This window comes from Hyphomicrobium sp. 01T421, from assembly GCF_056398805.1.
Map to the genome: position 1 here is coordinate 1 of NZ_JBFTQC010000005.1, position 14,436 is coordinate 14,436.

17 protein-coding genes are annotated in these 14,436 nt (G+C 54.6%); 7 read left to right on the forward strand and 10 right to left on the reverse strand.

Annotated features, from left to right (window positions below; genetic code table 11):
* Nucleotides 1-228 precede the first annotated feature (228 nt).
* A complete protein-coding gene (locus AC1DK3_RS20065; protein ID WP_477194015.1) occupies nt 229-747 on the reverse strand; it encodes a superoxide dismutase family protein in 519 nt (172 codons plus the stop codon).
* A 530-nt stretch (nt 748-1,277) separates the two neighbouring features.
* Between AC1DK3_RS20065 and AC1DK3_RS20070 the strand changes: the two genes are divergently transcribed.
* Entirely contained in the window at nt 1,278-1,466 is a 189-nt protein-coding gene (locus AC1DK3_RS20070) for a hypothetical protein (protein WP_477194016.1), read from the forward strand.
* Nucleotides 1,467-1,576: 110 nt separating this feature from the next.
* Here the strand turns inward: AC1DK3_RS20070 and AC1DK3_RS20075 are convergent, their stop codons facing one another.
* The 8 genes from AC1DK3_RS20075 to AC1DK3_RS20110 all read right to left on the reverse strand — a co-directional run bounded on the left by AC1DK3_RS20075 (nt 1,577) and on the right by AC1DK3_RS20110 (nt 9,229).
* The gene (locus AC1DK3_RS20075; protein ID WP_477194017.1) at nt 1,577-2,023 is read right to left on the reverse strand and encodes a DUF992 domain-containing protein; all 447 of its coding nucleotides are present in this window, start codon (nt 2,021-2,023) and stop codon (nt 1,577-1,579) included.
* A gap of 862 nt (nt 2,024-2,885) precedes the next feature.
* A complete protein-coding gene (locus AC1DK3_RS20080) occupies nt 2,886-3,470 on the reverse strand; it encodes a tyrosine-type recombinase/integrase (RefSeq protein WP_477194018.1) in 585 nt (194 codons plus the stop codon).
* A gap of 281 nt (nt 3,471-3,751) precedes the next feature.
* Nucleotides 3,752-4,339 (reverse strand): AAA family ATPase, encoded by a 588-nt coding sequence (locus tag AC1DK3_RS20085; RefSeq protein ID WP_477194203.1) that lies wholly within the window; start codon nt 4,337-4,339, stop codon nt 3,752-3,754.
* A gap of 275 nt (nt 4,340-4,614) precedes the next feature.
* On the reverse strand, nt 4,615-4,860 hold the full coding sequence (locus AC1DK3_RS20090; RefSeq protein WP_477194019.1) for a hypothetical protein: 246 nt from the start codon (nt 4,858-4,860) through the stop codon (nt 4,615-4,617).
* Entirely contained in the window at nt 4,850-7,000 is a 2,151-nt protein-coding gene (locus tag AC1DK3_RS20095; protein ID WP_477194020.1) for an AAA family ATPase, read from the reverse strand. The genes AC1DK3_RS20090 and AC1DK3_RS20095 overlap by 11 nt, the downstream gene beginning before the upstream one ends.
* 74 nt (nt 7,001-7,074) lie before the next feature.
* Nucleotides 7,075-7,692, reverse strand: a complete 618-nt coding sequence (locus tag AC1DK3_RS20100; RefSeq protein ID WP_477194021.1) for a very short patch repair endonuclease — start codon at nt 7,690-7,692, stop codon at nt 7,075-7,077.
* Nucleotides 7,635-8,123 (reverse strand): hypothetical protein, encoded by a 489-nt coding sequence (locus tag AC1DK3_RS20105; protein ID WP_477194022.1) that lies wholly within the window; start codon nt 8,121-8,123, stop codon nt 7,635-7,637. The genes AC1DK3_RS20100 and AC1DK3_RS20105 overlap by 58 nt, the downstream gene beginning before the upstream one ends.
* A 227-nt stretch (nt 8,124-8,350) precedes the next feature.
* Nucleotides 8,351-9,229: a DUF4238 domain-containing protein gene (locus AC1DK3_RS20110; protein WP_477194023.1), complete on the reverse strand. Its 879-nt coding sequence runs from the start codon at nt 9,227-9,229 to the stop codon at nt 8,351-8,353.
* 281 nt (nt 9,230-9,510) lie between these two features.
* Between AC1DK3_RS20110 and AC1DK3_RS20115 the strand changes: the two genes are divergently transcribed.
* The 5 genes from AC1DK3_RS20115 (at nt 9,511) to AC1DK3_RS20135 (ending at nt 12,358) form a co-directional block, all read left to right on the forward strand.
* Nucleotides 9,511-10,260 (forward strand): hypothetical protein, encoded by a 750-nt coding sequence (locus AC1DK3_RS20115; protein WP_477194024.1) that lies wholly within the window; start codon nt 9,511-9,513, stop codon nt 10,258-10,260.
* Nucleotides 10,261-10,379: 119 nt separating this feature from the next.
* Nucleotides 10,380-10,556, forward strand: a complete 177-nt coding sequence (locus AC1DK3_RS20120; RefSeq protein ID WP_477194204.1) for an excisionase family DNA-binding protein — start codon at nt 10,380-10,382, stop codon at nt 10,554-10,556.
* Between the two features lie 76 nt (nt 10,557-10,632).
* A complete protein-coding gene (locus AC1DK3_RS20125) occupies nt 10,633-11,274 on the forward strand; it encodes a DnaB-like helicase N-terminal domain-containing protein (protein WP_477194205.1) in 642 nt (213 codons plus the stop codon).
* Nucleotides 11,275-11,371: 97 nt separating this feature from the next.
* On the forward strand, nt 11,372-11,575 hold the full coding sequence (locus AC1DK3_RS20130; protein ID WP_477194206.1) for a hypothetical protein: 204 nt from the start codon (nt 11,372-11,374) through the stop codon (nt 11,573-11,575).
* 234 nt (nt 11,576-11,809) lie between these two features.
* Nucleotides 11,810-12,358 (forward strand): hypothetical protein, encoded by a 549-nt coding sequence (locus AC1DK3_RS20135; RefSeq protein ID WP_477194025.1) that lies wholly within the window; start codon nt 11,810-11,812, stop codon nt 12,356-12,358.
* A gap of 136 nt (nt 12,359-12,494) precedes the next feature.
* On the opposite strand, the gene AC1DK3_RS20140 is transcribed toward AC1DK3_RS20135, so the two are convergent.
* Entirely contained in the window at nt 12,495-12,671 is a 177-nt protein-coding gene (locus AC1DK3_RS20140; protein ID WP_477194026.1) for a hypothetical protein, read from the reverse strand.
* A gap of 568 nt (nt 12,672-13,239) precedes the next feature.
* Here AC1DK3_RS20140 and AC1DK3_RS20145 point away from each other — a divergent pair.
* Nucleotides 13,240-14,103, forward strand: a complete 864-nt coding sequence (locus AC1DK3_RS20145) for a hypothetical protein (protein WP_477194027.1) — start codon at nt 13,240-13,242, stop codon at nt 14,101-14,103.
* Nucleotides 14,104-14,436: the final 333 nt, after the last annotated feature.

Sequence of the window (14,436 nt, forward strand, 5' to 3'; positions counted from 1 at the left end):
GGGTCCCGCCAACCCGTCCAAGCTAAGGTGCCAGATCTCGCCCGCACGCTTGGTGACAATGCGGACGTCATCCGAGATAGCCGCTTCTCAACTGGCCGGCCTAGAGCTTTCCTCTAATGCTCTAGCAGTGGTTCGAAATGATCGCGGTTAGAGTGGTCTCTGACCACCACCCTTCGTTCCCCGGCGACCGATTAGTTGATGGGATGTACATGGTGACCGAGGCATAGCTCACTTCGGGATGACACCGCAGGCGATACGTCCCTTGCCGCCGCCGTTTTCAGGTTGGTCGCTGTAGTTGTCTCCGCCTTCGTGGATCATCAGCGAACGGCCAGCCACATCGACCATCTTGAGATCCCTGACAGTCACAGTCTGATCGATCTTGCCGTCGCGAGCCGTTAGCTTTGGTAGATCTCCTTCATGGCCTCCGCCATCGGGACCCTTATGGGTTTTGGTGCCCCTTGGATCGTAGTGCGGTCCGGCGGCAAGACCGGAAGCCATCTTCCCGTCTTTCAAGCCAGGAGAGCAATCCCCCTTCTCGTGGACATGGAAGCCATGCTCACCATCGGCGATGCCCGAAAGATCCATCTTAATCACGAGCCCATCTTTCGAGTCAGAAAGAGTGGCGGACCCAATAGCTTTGCCGGTCCCTTCGGCGCTGATGGCGTTGATATCCACCTTCGTCCCCGCGGCCATAGCCATCGTAGCCGACAGCAGCAATACCGATGTTCCGATTATCACTTTAGACACGCGCTGACTCCTTCGCTGGATTGGGTGTGCGGGTCTGGGCCGCGTTCTTGAAGCCAACCGCGGCAGTATCCGAAAGTTCCAGGAAAAGCAGGTAGGACCGGCTTTCCACGACCCCGTACCTCAGATGACGACAAACGTCCGTTTCGGTCCAAAGCAGTCTCCGGTTCACTTTAGAACTCGCCTCAGGTGTGCAGCCAGATGAGGATTGGGCCTCACCATCGCAGGTGTCGCCTACGGACACTTCACAGGTGAGGTGCACTTCGATGAAATGGGGCCCCCTGATCATTGACATGAAAACAGCAAGCTTCGATGGCTCGCGTTTGCGGTTGGATCGAAGAATTGGTCCGTGAGCGGATCGCCCTCCGGCGCAAATCGGAACCGGATTTTTAGAGGACGGCGGGTTCGAGGTGCGTGAACACGCGCGTAAGTGGTCGCTGTTTCAGTGCCTGTCCGAAAACATCGAATCGCGTTTCAAAGACACATCAGCGATTACCTGGCAGATGTGAGGGGTGACAGAGGCGCGGCCTGGAATGTCGCGTAAGGCAATCGACAAGCAGCTCCTCGGAGCTTTGTATGAATATTCGCGCGACAACGGCGCGCGCCTCGATGATCTCTACGATGAGGCGCTGCAGGACCTGATGAAGAAGAAAGGTCAACCAGTCAGCCTTCACGTACGAAGCTCATTGCCGCCAACGACAAGGTCGACAAACTCCATATAAAGCGTAAGCCGGGGCCGAAGACACCACAGCGATAAAAGTTCCTCCATCGACGGCTATCGCTTCTTGGCCAGCGACGGCGGCTATCCTGATGCGATGAAATGCTATCGATCTCACGTCGGCGCGGAAAGAAGCTTGAGTTCCAAAGTAAGCGTTGCCAGCGCCGCAAGATCTTCATTCTGATCTGTTATCAAACTTAGAGACACTCCGGGTTTGTCGCCGCCTTCGATAGACTTCGGATTGCTCTGCTCGCTCTCGGGCGCCTCATACCGTTGCGCAAGCACACCAGGTCTCAGGTCGAGCTTGGTATTCGCGTTTACCTCCCAGAGCAAAGTACGTTTAGAAGAGACGGTCCCGCCCCCAGCTTTTGCAAGGCTGCCCTGATATGTTTCTTCAAGCCCCGTATTCTTGTTCCGGAAGACGCAGATCATCCCGGCCTTCGGAGATGCGTCGCCAATAGTGCAGGTCAAATCACCGACGTGCTCTTGTTTCGAGGCCGCCGCTAGGCACTCCGTTGCACCAAGCGCTAGAGACAGCGCCAGCATCATCGCGGTTTTCATCTGTCCGCTCTCCTTTTGCAATCGAGTTTCCAACGTCAATCGCGTGGAGGCGTTCCAACAAGCTGCGCCGGCCCCCAACTTATCGTATCGATCCAGCGCCTGATTATCCTGAGACCAAGGTGGCCTAAGTGATACGCCAGCTATTTTCCGCGCATCTTCCCCCGGCAGACGTCCCATTCGACCTTGAACAGAAGCAGCCAGCGCTACTCGCCGGTGGACCGCAAGCGCATCGATAGGGTGGCTCGCGAGGTCGGGGGTAGGCCAATCTCGGAGGCAATTAGGAGTGCCCGGAAACGGCTCCTAAATGCTCTACTCCTTCGAAGGCCACAAGCAAGTGTGTGGCACCGGGCGGGGCTGGGCAGTTTCTGGCCCACATGTTGCGCTATAGCGCTGGTTACGGGTTCGGCCCCTAAGGAAATTTCTTGCGAAAGGCGGGCGCCCGACCAAGCGTGGACTGACCAATTACATGGGAACGCGAAATTGGTCCTGTTTCGTCTTGATAATCAGTGTGGCTTCGCTGGTCTCGGGCTTTGCCTCTACCAGCGTTTCAATCGCACGCCCCGAAGCCCTGAGCCGGACGCTTGTGATGCGATAAACCCGGGCATCGGATTGACCGGCGTAGCCAACCCGTCTTTCGGCAGCAACGCTTCGCCGTCGAAGTCGCTCAGGGTCGGCGCAAATATTGCGCGTTCCGCCGCGTCGTAGACGGTTATCAGACGTTAGGTTTGCTTAACAGGACGCCATATGAGTTGGACAATCGCAATTACGCTTTCTCGGCAATGCGGACGTCGCCACTTTCGCAGACAATGTCCGGTGTCTTTCAACTGCGGAAGCGATGGTCCACTGGGAGCGCTTTAAGTGACTAACGCCACAAACCTTCGAAGCGTCTGCTTGCCGTTCGAGTGTAGCGCGCCGTGTGCCGCGGATCCCGATGCCCCATGAAATCTTGTAACAATCGAAAATCATGCCCGCGATTGCTCAGAGCGTATCCCGCGCTGTGCCGAAGCATGTGAGGCCAAACATCGCCGAGTCCGGCGCGCGCGCCCGCTTGTGCGATGAGGTAGTTTACAGCTTGACGGGTCATGGGCTGGCCCCGCTCCGAAACGAATAACCAGGGCAGCTTGTCATTTCGGCTTGCCAAGTAACGCTTGATCGCCCGCACCTCGTCACCTTCGATCGGCTGCTCGGTGTCTAGGGAATTTTTGCCCCGCCGAATCCAGACTCGGGCCTGTTTGAGATTGAGCTGATCGAGCCGCATCGTCACAGCCTCAGACACGCGTAAGGCGTGACGGTATGCCATGAACAGCAGCAGATGGTCCCGAACGCCGTGGCGACCATCTTTTGCGGCGTCGAGCAGCCGTTCAATCTCAGCTTCATCCAAGTAGTCTTTGGCGCTCTCATGCGCGTCGACTGCCACACTCTTTACATTTCGCCGTTTGGCGCCCATCCGATGACCTCGCAATAAGCCAGTTTCCATCGGCAACCATTCTAGCACACTCTTTACAGAATGCTCCTTTTGTAGAGAGTTTTGCGGTGGAATTCGATTTGACGGGAACGCTTTTGGCCGGACCCAAGTGTCGTGGCAGACGCCGAAGATTGCCGACTTTGTTTCGACGTCGTGGGTTTAAGCTGCTTTTACCCTGCTCTGACGGGCCCGCAAGCCGTTATGCCACGCACTGAGCTTGGCGATCTCAGCCAGAATGTCGTCTGGCGTGGGCAACTTGGGATTCAGGCCCTCGCCGACGCTATGCAATAATTCGGAACAAGCCCCATACCCGTCTCGCATCGCGTCGCAGTCTGCGATTTCAAGTACCGTAATCTTTCGCAAATTCTTGCTGTCCACCTTGGTCGACAAGCGCTTGAAGACTGGTCCGATGAATTCTTCGACGGCGCGCTCCCAAGTCTCGCGCAACTGCTCCAAGGCCCCGCGTACGGCGTTGCGCCATTCCGCCTGCTTGCCTCTCTCATGCAGCGCTTGTTCGTGATGTCTGTCTCGATGGCATTGAGCACGCTTTCGACTGGTCGCGCGTTGGAAGGTAGTTCATCGTTGCAGAAGCCCGAACGCTCGGTGCCCTTTGAAACGCATCGGAATGCTACTTGCACCTGTTGCTCTTGTGCGGCCTTGTTGAGCAGCATCAGAAAGGCGATGTCATGCGTTAAAACGATGACCTGCCGATATCGCGCTTCGTTGGCCAGGCGCGTCGCCACCTCCTCTCGGTGCCGGTGATCGAGCGACGATACGGGATCGTCGAAGATGATCGCTGATTTGCCACCGAAGTCGCAAGTTCGGCGAGGAAGGCTGCGAGTGCGACGCAGCGGTGCTCGCCTTCGCTGAGCACCGCACCAACCGCGGCGCTCGGCTTGCGGTCCAACCTAACCCGGAAGCGGGCAGTCCCTAATTGCGAGGACTCTTTTTTCAGCTCAACCGCGAGCTCGCCGACGCCTAAAGCACCGATCTCCTTCGTAAACTGCGCTCGAAGGGCGTCCGTAACCAGGGCTTCGGCCAGCTGGCTCGCTTTCTGCGTGATCGCTCGCGTGTCCGTTTCCGTCTCTACGCGATCGAGCGTCTTGAGTACCTTCCTTCGAACGATCTACTTGCCGACGTCGGGGATCATGCCGCCGAGCCACGCCCGTGCTTCCAGCTCGGCGAGTAGTGAACTTAGCGCTTTGCGCTCCGGCGCATTTGCATCTGCGAATTGATCGACGCGACGACGCAACGAGGTTTTCTCACTGAATATCCTCGCCGCGGTGGCATGAAACTGCCTATCCGGATCTGTGGTCCCCGAGACAGCAGCGCTAAAAAAGGCGATGAAATACTCTTCGTCCTTAGCGAACAATCTCGGAGTAAACGGCTTGCAGGGGATGGCTGGCATCGGCTGCAATGATTGAGAGCATGTCACCCAGCCATTTGCCATCGGGGATCTGGTTCGGAAATCGGTAGCGAATATACTTCTCTAACAACGGTCGCATGAGCGTCCGCATCGCTCTGGCATTGTTCGTATGGCCATCGTAGAAGTCCTGCATATCCATATGGTCTTGCAGGTACCCTTCCTTTACCTCCCGCTCCAGATTCCACGGCTCGATGCACGAGTTCTGCTTTGACGTTGAAATCTGGAATGTCGCGCACGCCGCGCCACCGACGATCCTGTCAGAGACGTCTTTCAGGAAATGCTTGTCATGCGAGAGCACAATGACTTGCGACGCGGAAGAGCCAATCCGGAAGATGGACTTGGCCGTCATGACGCGACGGAATTCGTCTAGGCTGGTGAAAGGATCGTCGAACACGATGATCGAGTCAGCAAGATTGGGATCGAGTCCGATCTGGGCCAGAAAAAATGCCAGCGCCAGCGTACTGCGATCGCCTGCGCTCATTGCGGTCTGAAAGCTCGGCTCGCCCAGGCCAGCCTTCTTGGTAATATCGACGGCATGCTTGTTGATCTCAATCGTGTAGATCCACTGCGGAGCCTTGCCGACATAGGTCTTCTCCGATTTCATCAGACTGAAACCGGCACCGAACTGGCTCAAATACTTGTTTATCGCTGTATGATATTTCGGCAGCACCGCCGCGTCATACGTATCGAGTTCGTCCTTCTTCTTGTCCTTGAGCTCGACCAGCTTTTCTTTCTCTGCCACGAGGTCGTCGTACGAGGCAGCGAGCACCACTACGTCAGGTTCGTACCGCTTCCTGACAGATTGCAGATCTGACAGCTCCTTTTGAAGGACTGCTTTGTTCACGCCGGCTGTCGATGTCTTGATCGTCTGAATAGCCATGTTCGCTTTCGCAACAGAGGCATTGCAGGCATCCAGTGCTGTTTGCGTTGCTTGCCAAGCGGCCAAGAGCGCCTGGAACGCTGCGGTATCTGGTTTCTCAAGGGGGGATGCAATCTTGAGATCGAGGATGCGTCGAGCTTCCGAATAGATGGGCTCGATAGTCTGCGCGATTTTGTCAACGTCCGGCGCAGGCACAAAATCTACGGCACCAAAACTCTGCCAGTACTCAGCCTCAGACGCGAGCTCCTTGAAACGGGTTTGCATTTTCAGAGCGGCTGCCTCGGAGAGTGCGGTTTCCAAATCTGAAAGCAGAGTTTGAAGGGACGACACGAAGTCCCCATAGGCCTCATCGAAGTATTGCTTGTAGAGCTCTACGAGCTGATTGCCTGCAAGGCTGTTGGCACAGAAGGGGCAGCTTTCGTCATGGATATGGGCCAACCCGGTGGCAAGCCAGCCTTCGCCATCGTCTCCGAACTTATGTTTGGCTAGATGCTCTTCGAGCCGCTTGGCGGCGTCGGCTGAGACACCGGCTATGCTCTTTTGCACCAAGGGCAAAAAATCCTGCGGCAGCGCAGGTATCGCGCAGGTTTTCAGAAGCGGCTTGCTTGCGATGGTAGCGGCCTGATCGGCAGCTTTGATCTGGCCGTGCTTGGCATCGATCTTGGCATTGATCTGCGCATCTTCGGCAAGAGCAAGGAATTTGTCGAACGTGACGCCGGAAGGAACATGCTGTTGCAGCGCCTTCCTTTCGGATGCGATCTTTGCTGTTGTTTCAGTAATTTTCGCATCCAAAGCGTCAAGTTCTTCGGCGAGCTGAACGCCTTTGGTGCCGACTATCACGCGATATAGGGCACGGCGATGATCCGTGCTAACTTCTTCCCCGGCGTGGACGTTCTCTGTCACGAACGATCCATCGAAAATATGGATCTTGTCGGCCGTCTGGTTCCATTTGCCGTTTGCGAAAACGGCAGCGCCGGTGTCGAGCAAAAGCTGCGCCTCGGGAAGAGTGCTCTCTCCTAATGTACGTCGATCCTCGATGTGAATGGACGACCCAGTCTTCAGAGACCGCAGTACCGCGCAAAGCGTTGTCTTGCCTCGTCCATTACCGGCGTACAGCAGTGTGAACTTATCATATTCGCCACCACTTATCGCGGCTGACCGAAATTTCCCGATGGTCTTGAGCTTGGTAATCTTGCGAATAAACATACATTCAAAATTCCTAGTTGCGCACTGCGCGGCTTATCGCGTCGCGATATATCCAAACAATCCAGTGCGATTATTCAGTTATCTGAGCACATCAGAAAATCAACGCATCGGTCAATCAATTCTCTGAAGTCAATCCTGTCTGTCCCCCGAAGGCTGCATTCCCAAATGACCAACGTCCGCCAACCGATCTCGCGCGGGCGCTGCTCGGCAACATGATTCCGCGATTGATTGAGAGTAATCTTGCTCTTCCAGAAGGATTGGCGGGTCTTCGGCGATTTGAAGAGACAGCAGGCATGACCGTGCCAGAAGCATCCGTGGACGAAGATTGCCGCGTTGTATATGGGGAAGACCAGATCGGGCTTTCCCGGCAGCCTTCTGGCATGCAGTCGATAGCGAAGGCCCTTTGCATGGAGCGCGCGACGGATGAGCAGTTCCGGCTTTGTGTCCCGGCCCTGATGGACGAACGAGTGCCAGACGCACAATGTCAACAATGACCTCTCGCGGCAGAAGACGATGATCCATCGATTGGAACAGCGGCGGCAAGTGCGGTTAAATCGAGTGCGGTCGCCGAAATTGGCAGCCTGATATTGGCGATACCACATGACTAAGAGAACCCAGCGCCGCCGCTCACAAACTACTGAATCGACAGTTCCTGAACTGTCGAATATCGGGCCGGGATCGGTCGAGCCCATGCAGACGAACGCCAAAAGAGCCCAAGTTCGTCTGCTAAAAAAGAAGATGGCCAAGCACAGGTCATCAGCGCCATCCATGAAACCAGTAGTTCTTCACCTTCTTCCAGAAGCCTTTCGGAACGGGAATCTCGTACCCCTTTGGCACCGGACTTCTGAAACGCGTTCTGCGATGCCAGTCCGAGCATGCGCTGCGCTTCTCGGGCGCCTGGGCGATAGAATTCTTTTGTCTCCTCGCGGACGTTCAGGGGGCCGTTCCCCTCCCTCAGCCACTTCGAAATGTTTTCCAGCTCCGAGATCGGGAAATGCCTGTCGGTCGTGACGAGGGACAGGATGATTTCATTCTCATCGCTCGGTCGTTTTTTGCATGTTTCGCATGGAGTGAGCGCACCGAACTTCATGGCGCCGCAGGAATAGCAGATGGCAATCGTCATTGAATCCCAGCTCCGCAGTGGTGTCAGCTTGGATTGTAACCGCCACGATCAAGGCGACGAGGCAGCTCGTTTGGAAGTACGCTGTTTGCTACCGCGTTTGCAATTTCCGTTTGCGATCATCAGCGAAGGACTTAACCAATGCGAGAGTTGGGGCACCTCGATCTGCGCCGTGACCTTCCCGGCGTTGCGCTGGCCAGGAGCGCCGAGCCCACCACGATGCGGAAGACCTACTCGCCGCCTGGAGACGCGAAACGGGCATTCGCTTTCTTTAGGGCCAAACATTTTTCGATGAAATCCCGGGGTTTGCTTGTTCGACTATAAAGTCGCGCGCGGGTTTGCAGAACCGAGGCGTGATTGAGTCGGATGGCCGCGAAGTCGGTGTGTGGCTGCGGATGAGTTGGGCCACTCGTCTCACTACGGGTTGCAAGAAATGCTAGACGGGGGGAGATCGGAAGCACGAGAGCGTAGTCCGGCGCATCGATGCCGCCTGCCCAAATGGATGGATTGTCGGACAACAACAGGTCGTATTTGCCTTTCGTGAAGTCGTAGAGCCACCAGCGAAGGCGGAAAAGCTTTTGGCAAACGTCGTCGTTGAAGATGACGTCTTTGAAAATGCCCATCCCGAAATTTTCGATGGGACCCGGATAAACGTCTTCAACCCAAGATTCGAGCTTTGGCGGGTCTCCATCTCCCTTTAGCTGCTCGTATTGCTCGGGTTGCGACTGCAAAGTCCGGCGGAGGTGGTCAGCACCGTCGACTCTCATTTTGCTCACGATCTCCGGCTGACGAACGCGCAGAGAGGTCAAGAAGTGCACCCAATAGGATCGTTCATTCGGGGTCAGGCTTGCTAAGCCTTTCGTGACAAGTTTGTGCCGAACCTTCGCCGCCTCGTTATCGATGCGTTTCAGCAGAACAGTTTCAATGGCGTCCCGATCCAGTCCCGCAACCTTGGCTCTCGTCAGAGAGTAGAGATCGAATTGATAGCAGGGCACCCTTCTCCTAGAAGGAAGACCCGGCAAATCCAGACGAAATTCTTCGAAGCGCTCGTCGGCGGCCGCCTTACCCCAGCCAGCGAGCAAGAATTGAGGAACGAAATGGTGCCTCATGTCTCCATTGCTTCCAATCGCACACCAAGATCAATGCAGGTTCGTTCTCGCGTATCGCGCGTCGGGGGGTCAAACAATAGCAAGGTCAAACTAAAGAACATTCTGCCGCGCCTGAATCTAGGGTTCGCGACATGACGCACGTTTGTCCTTTTCATCTCGGAAATCGAGTGCGACGGATTTAACTTGCCCTGTTACAAATGAGACTAGGCTTTACGCGTCGCCTCCCTCCTCGGTACATTGTTTTCTTTTGGAAGCGCAAAGCTTTGCCGAAAGTGGGGCCGATGTCGGGTACATCCGCAACGAAAAAACCTGCCGCTGCGCGCAAAAGGAAGGCGCGCGGATTGCTTGACAAGCGGTTGAGTGCCACGGAAATTACAGCAATTCTGCAGAGCGTGGGGCACGAACAGACGTCCGAGGATCAAAAGTCTCGCTTGCTGGTAGGCATAAATAGGCTGCTCACTCTCGGAACGGTCACGGAATGGCGCAGAGAGAATAGTCCTCGTCTTGTTTCAGCTAAACTCCGCAAACTGGACGCATCGATTTCGCAGGCGCTCTCTATACTAAGCGATGGTTTTATTCGCACTGCCATCGCTTCCGACGAAGGGAAAAAGACAGGCTTCAGGAAGCTTTCACACGACGAGATGGCAATAATTCTGCCCGGGTTAAGCAGTACACAAATCGATGAAGTTGTGAGGCGAGGGCCGCTTACCAGCGATCTCGGTGATCACCGCGTGTTAGAATTGATCAAGTACCTACTCTGGTGCCGGGAACATATTCAGGATGCTGAAAGGGCCCAGGCTCAGCGCTTGCAAATCTCAGTTCCCGAATCGGGAAACCTGCGGCTGCGCTTCGTCGCGGCGCTCGCAAAGCTTTACTATGAAGTTTTTGACGAAATTCCCGCCGCTACTCGGGACGGGCGATGGTGTACTTTTCTCGCCGCCGTATTGTCTGAATGCCAGCATCGCCGGGTGACGAGCGACAACGCCCATGAGCTTTGGCTTGAAGCAAAGAAGATACCTCCCGACCGCTAGGTGGAAATACGCGAAAATTCTGTCGAGATTTCCGACCTGACTTTGCCTCGATTACTCGTAGCTTTTCGTCTTAACACGACGGGGAGCTGATGATGACGGACGCAACAGATCGCATCGCAATGTCCATAGGCGAGGCCGCGATACGGACAAACCTCGGACGAGACCACATCTACAGGGCGATCCGAGATGGCCGCCTAGATGCGAAAAAGATTGGTCGCCGAACCGTTATCACCCTTGATGCACTACATCGATTTTTGAACGAACTTCCAGCATTGCGTTTGCCCTCATCGACTTAGCCCCAGCGCCGAAGCTTTGCGATGGCAAGCTAGTCTGACGAGGATCGATGCTAAATTTAGTCCCACTTGCCGATTGGTGCGCGCCCCCGATAACCGTCAGGCGCCCCACAATCTCAAGGCTGAACAGGCGCTTTTGGGCGCGATCCTCGTCCACAACGAGGCGCTTGACCGGGTGTCTGGCTTTTTGTCACCCGATCATTTTTACGATCCGCTCCACGGGCAGATTTACGACGTACTCGCGACGATGATCCTCGCCGGAAAGACAGCGACGTCCGTAACCCTCAAGACGTTTTTCGAGAACGCCGAGCCGATCAATCCGCAAACGACAGTGCCGCAGTATCTCGGCAAGCTCGCGGCCAATGCCACTACGGTTCTCAATGCCGCCGACCATGGCCGCACGATATATGATCTAGCCACACGGCGGGCGCTAATCGTCATAGGCGAGGATATGCTCAAAATGGCATATGACAGTGCTATCGACACCGGCCCCGCCGAACAAATCGCCCAAGTGCAAGCGCGAATTGATGAACTATCTCTGCTGGAAGGCGGGAAGAAATTCATCACCGACGCGTCGCTCGCCGGTAGACCGGTTCAAACTCGCGACTGGGTCGTAGAAGGCGCGGTTCCGGATAAAAACGTTTCGATGCTCACCGCGGGGAGCGGGGACGTTATCCCTCGTTCGAGGGGTCGCTGTGGAGCCACGGTATTCTACCTTTAGACTCGCTCGACCTGTCGAATGCAGCGCGAGGGGGTAATCTGCGAGCAGATACCCGCCCGAGTGGGATATGCTGCGATCTCGCGTTCGCACGACCGGCATGCGGAACTCGAACGTCATTGCCATCGCGCCGACAGCCGATATCTCAAACATTTGCGGTGTGTCTCTAGTCGATCGAGCCGGCGTTCCGCAAACTCTATGTCAAGTCGAACATGTCGGGCGACTCACCGTTGTGAACCCATCCCTTGTCCGCGATCTGAAGGCACGAGGCGGCCATGCTCCACGGAGGAGAAGCTCCTCATGAATTGGCACGGGGTTTCCCTGCGGTTGGTCTGTCATGTCGATTTCCACGGTTGAGGCTTTCCAACGCCGACGGGCTCGCACCCAACAGTCGTCGGATGTGAGCCTTGAGATTTCTGCGCGAAAGCAAGTTGAGAGCACGGACCAGCTAGGGAGCCGATGAGAGCTTGCCTAGCGAGCCGCACATGTTACTGAGCGTGGTATGCACTTTGAATTTTCGAATGTAACCGGAGCTGAAATGAACTTCGTCGCCAAAGCTGCTATTTTCGCTGTAGCAGCTTACCCTCTTTGCATGACACAGAACTGCTCTGCAGAGCCTAGCTCAATCGCTATCACTGCGATGGACAACATCTGCATCGGAAGCAGATTAGAGCGGAAAAATATAACAAAATTGTCGAACGCTTTCGGATCCTTCTATCAATACGAAGTCGGGCCTCTAGAAGACGAGACCGTGAAGATGATCGCACCAGAAAACCTGGAAGGATGGTCATTCGTGAGAGGCAAAAGTCCGTTGATGGTGCTCTACGGAGAAAGAAGGAACGGAAACTTCATTTCGCGAAGCTGTTCAATTGGGCTCCAGGGAAACTTTCAATCCCTGCTCAATGCTATCGAGGCAAAATACACGGTGACCAAACCCAAGATGTTTTCACAGGGCGATTCAAAGATTGCCGGTTACATCGTCTCGCTTGTGGGCATGGGAGGTCGCAAATATGCGATGTCGGTTCAGGCAAACGCCATTCAAGAAAATCTTCTCATGTTCTCGCTTTTTGAAATTTCTGCCGACTGAAATGGCAGTTGGGAATAATTGAAATGAGTGACAAGAGTAGGCCGGGCATTACCTATGATGTGGGACGAGCAAAGCAGCAGGAAGAATCCAAACATCCAAACTACGATCAAGCCTGCAACCAGGAAACGATAACGCATCAGTTTATCCCAGAGCGATCGCCGGGAACCCAATTGATTGGCAGCTGCCCTTTGTTCATGCGACGATCTAGGAACTCAAGCTCATATTTTTTGAGAGCGCTTGTCCCTTGAGTTCGAAGGATTTCACGAAGGTAGGCTTCGTATTCGATTTGGCGTTGAGCATCTTCGCGTTCCATCAATCGACGCTCCTTGCCCCATCGATCTAGCGTTTGCACCACGGTAACGACCAACAATGGTACAGCGACCAAAGGGACGACATCGCCTATAGTCATGTTCGCTAACTTTGTGGATGCATCGAACACTTTTCCTCAAACTGCTCATTCAGCGAAGGTTTCTGAGCCGCTTTATTTGGCCAAAAACACGATCCGCCTCGTCCACTATTCTCGGAGAAAAGATTGGCAACAGAAGCCAATAGAGCAATCGGTTGGTAATTTCCGAGGATTGATTTCTGTGCACCGAAAAGAGAAATAGCGAGGATCGCAAGCCGCCTACCCAATCAACGGAACCATGGGCTCAAAAGAACTCCCGACAATTCCGACGAATAATGTTCGAACCGATTTCGCTGGTCGTGGGTGAGTTGACCAAAATGAAGTTCCTGCGGAATCTACTCCGCAAGAAGTCTTCTTGTTTCAGAATACTTGTCGCGAGAAATCAAACCAACCCCCACGTCGCCCGTCAGAACACATCTAGCAACTCGGTGAGTTGCTGCGCTAGACTGCTGGTATTTTTCGGGGGCATGTTGCGATGTTTTGGCTTGAGGCCGTTCTTCTATTGGCAATCGGCTTTGTGGTCGGCTGCTGGCTAACCGCGAAGGGTGCAAACGAGAAAATCAAACAAGGGAGCTGGCGGCAAGAGAACGGTCGCGCCTCGGACCGGGCGTCTTTCCTATTCACTGTCAGTCGCGAACTAGCGAACATTCTGATTTGGGAAAACCCAGACGACTTTTTGAATCTATATAAGCAGCTTCACGTTGAGAACTCGAAGTATGGCTCATGGAAGCCAGAAGCAGTGCAGGAACTTTACGACAGCATCAGCGCAAAATATCCGCAATACCAGGATTTCGATGTGCTTGGCGTTCGCCGCTACGTACTTTATCCCGGCGCTTCCATGATGACCAAGGAAGAACTTGCCGAGCACTTTAGCGACATAACGAGATTCATTGGGGTGCTACGCGTCACCGACGAGCATTGGAGCAATTTTCACGCGACGACAGCCGACGAACTTAATCACCTTACGAAGTACGTTCAGAAGATCAAAGACACGAAATTCCATCTTCGAATACAGAGAGCAGTAGAAGATTTCTATTTGTGGCGTCGGGATCGCGATGAACCAAGTGTTGGCTTCGACACGCCAAAGTATTCTGTCAAGGACGTTTGGCACTTCGCAGAGAACCGCTACGGGATACACCTCAAAGAAACAAACGAGTACGGCCTGTATAGCTTCTTCGTCTTTGACGATGGACGAATAAGCCACACGTACTGCCGCAGCGACCCGAGCTTCCTGCAGGAACGTCGGTTAGATATTGATTACGACGTCTTCAGACACTTCGGAGGCGTTGACGAGAATAGGGAATTCTTCCCCCAAGATGACAGTGAGCAGGCAGATTAATCTGTGTAATGCTTCGCTGCGGTCGTCGAACGGTGGTCGTCAAAGCAGAGCCGTACAACAATCTAGCAAGACCGAACGACAAGAACGCGGCCACGTCGCGAATTTATCCTGAGTGTGGGTCCGGGCATGTTGAAAGCTCGCCGCCGCTCAGAAGACCGTACGACCCCGCTGAAGGCAGCAGGACAATTTATGCGCCATCACATCATGGTGTCGTGCGAGTGTCTCGATTGTGGGAACTGATGGACTCAGCCGCGAGAGATGCGACTTCAAAATTATCTTGTTCGTGCGTAGTGCTTACTGAAATCTTGCATGAGGTCGAGTTATTGGCCCGAT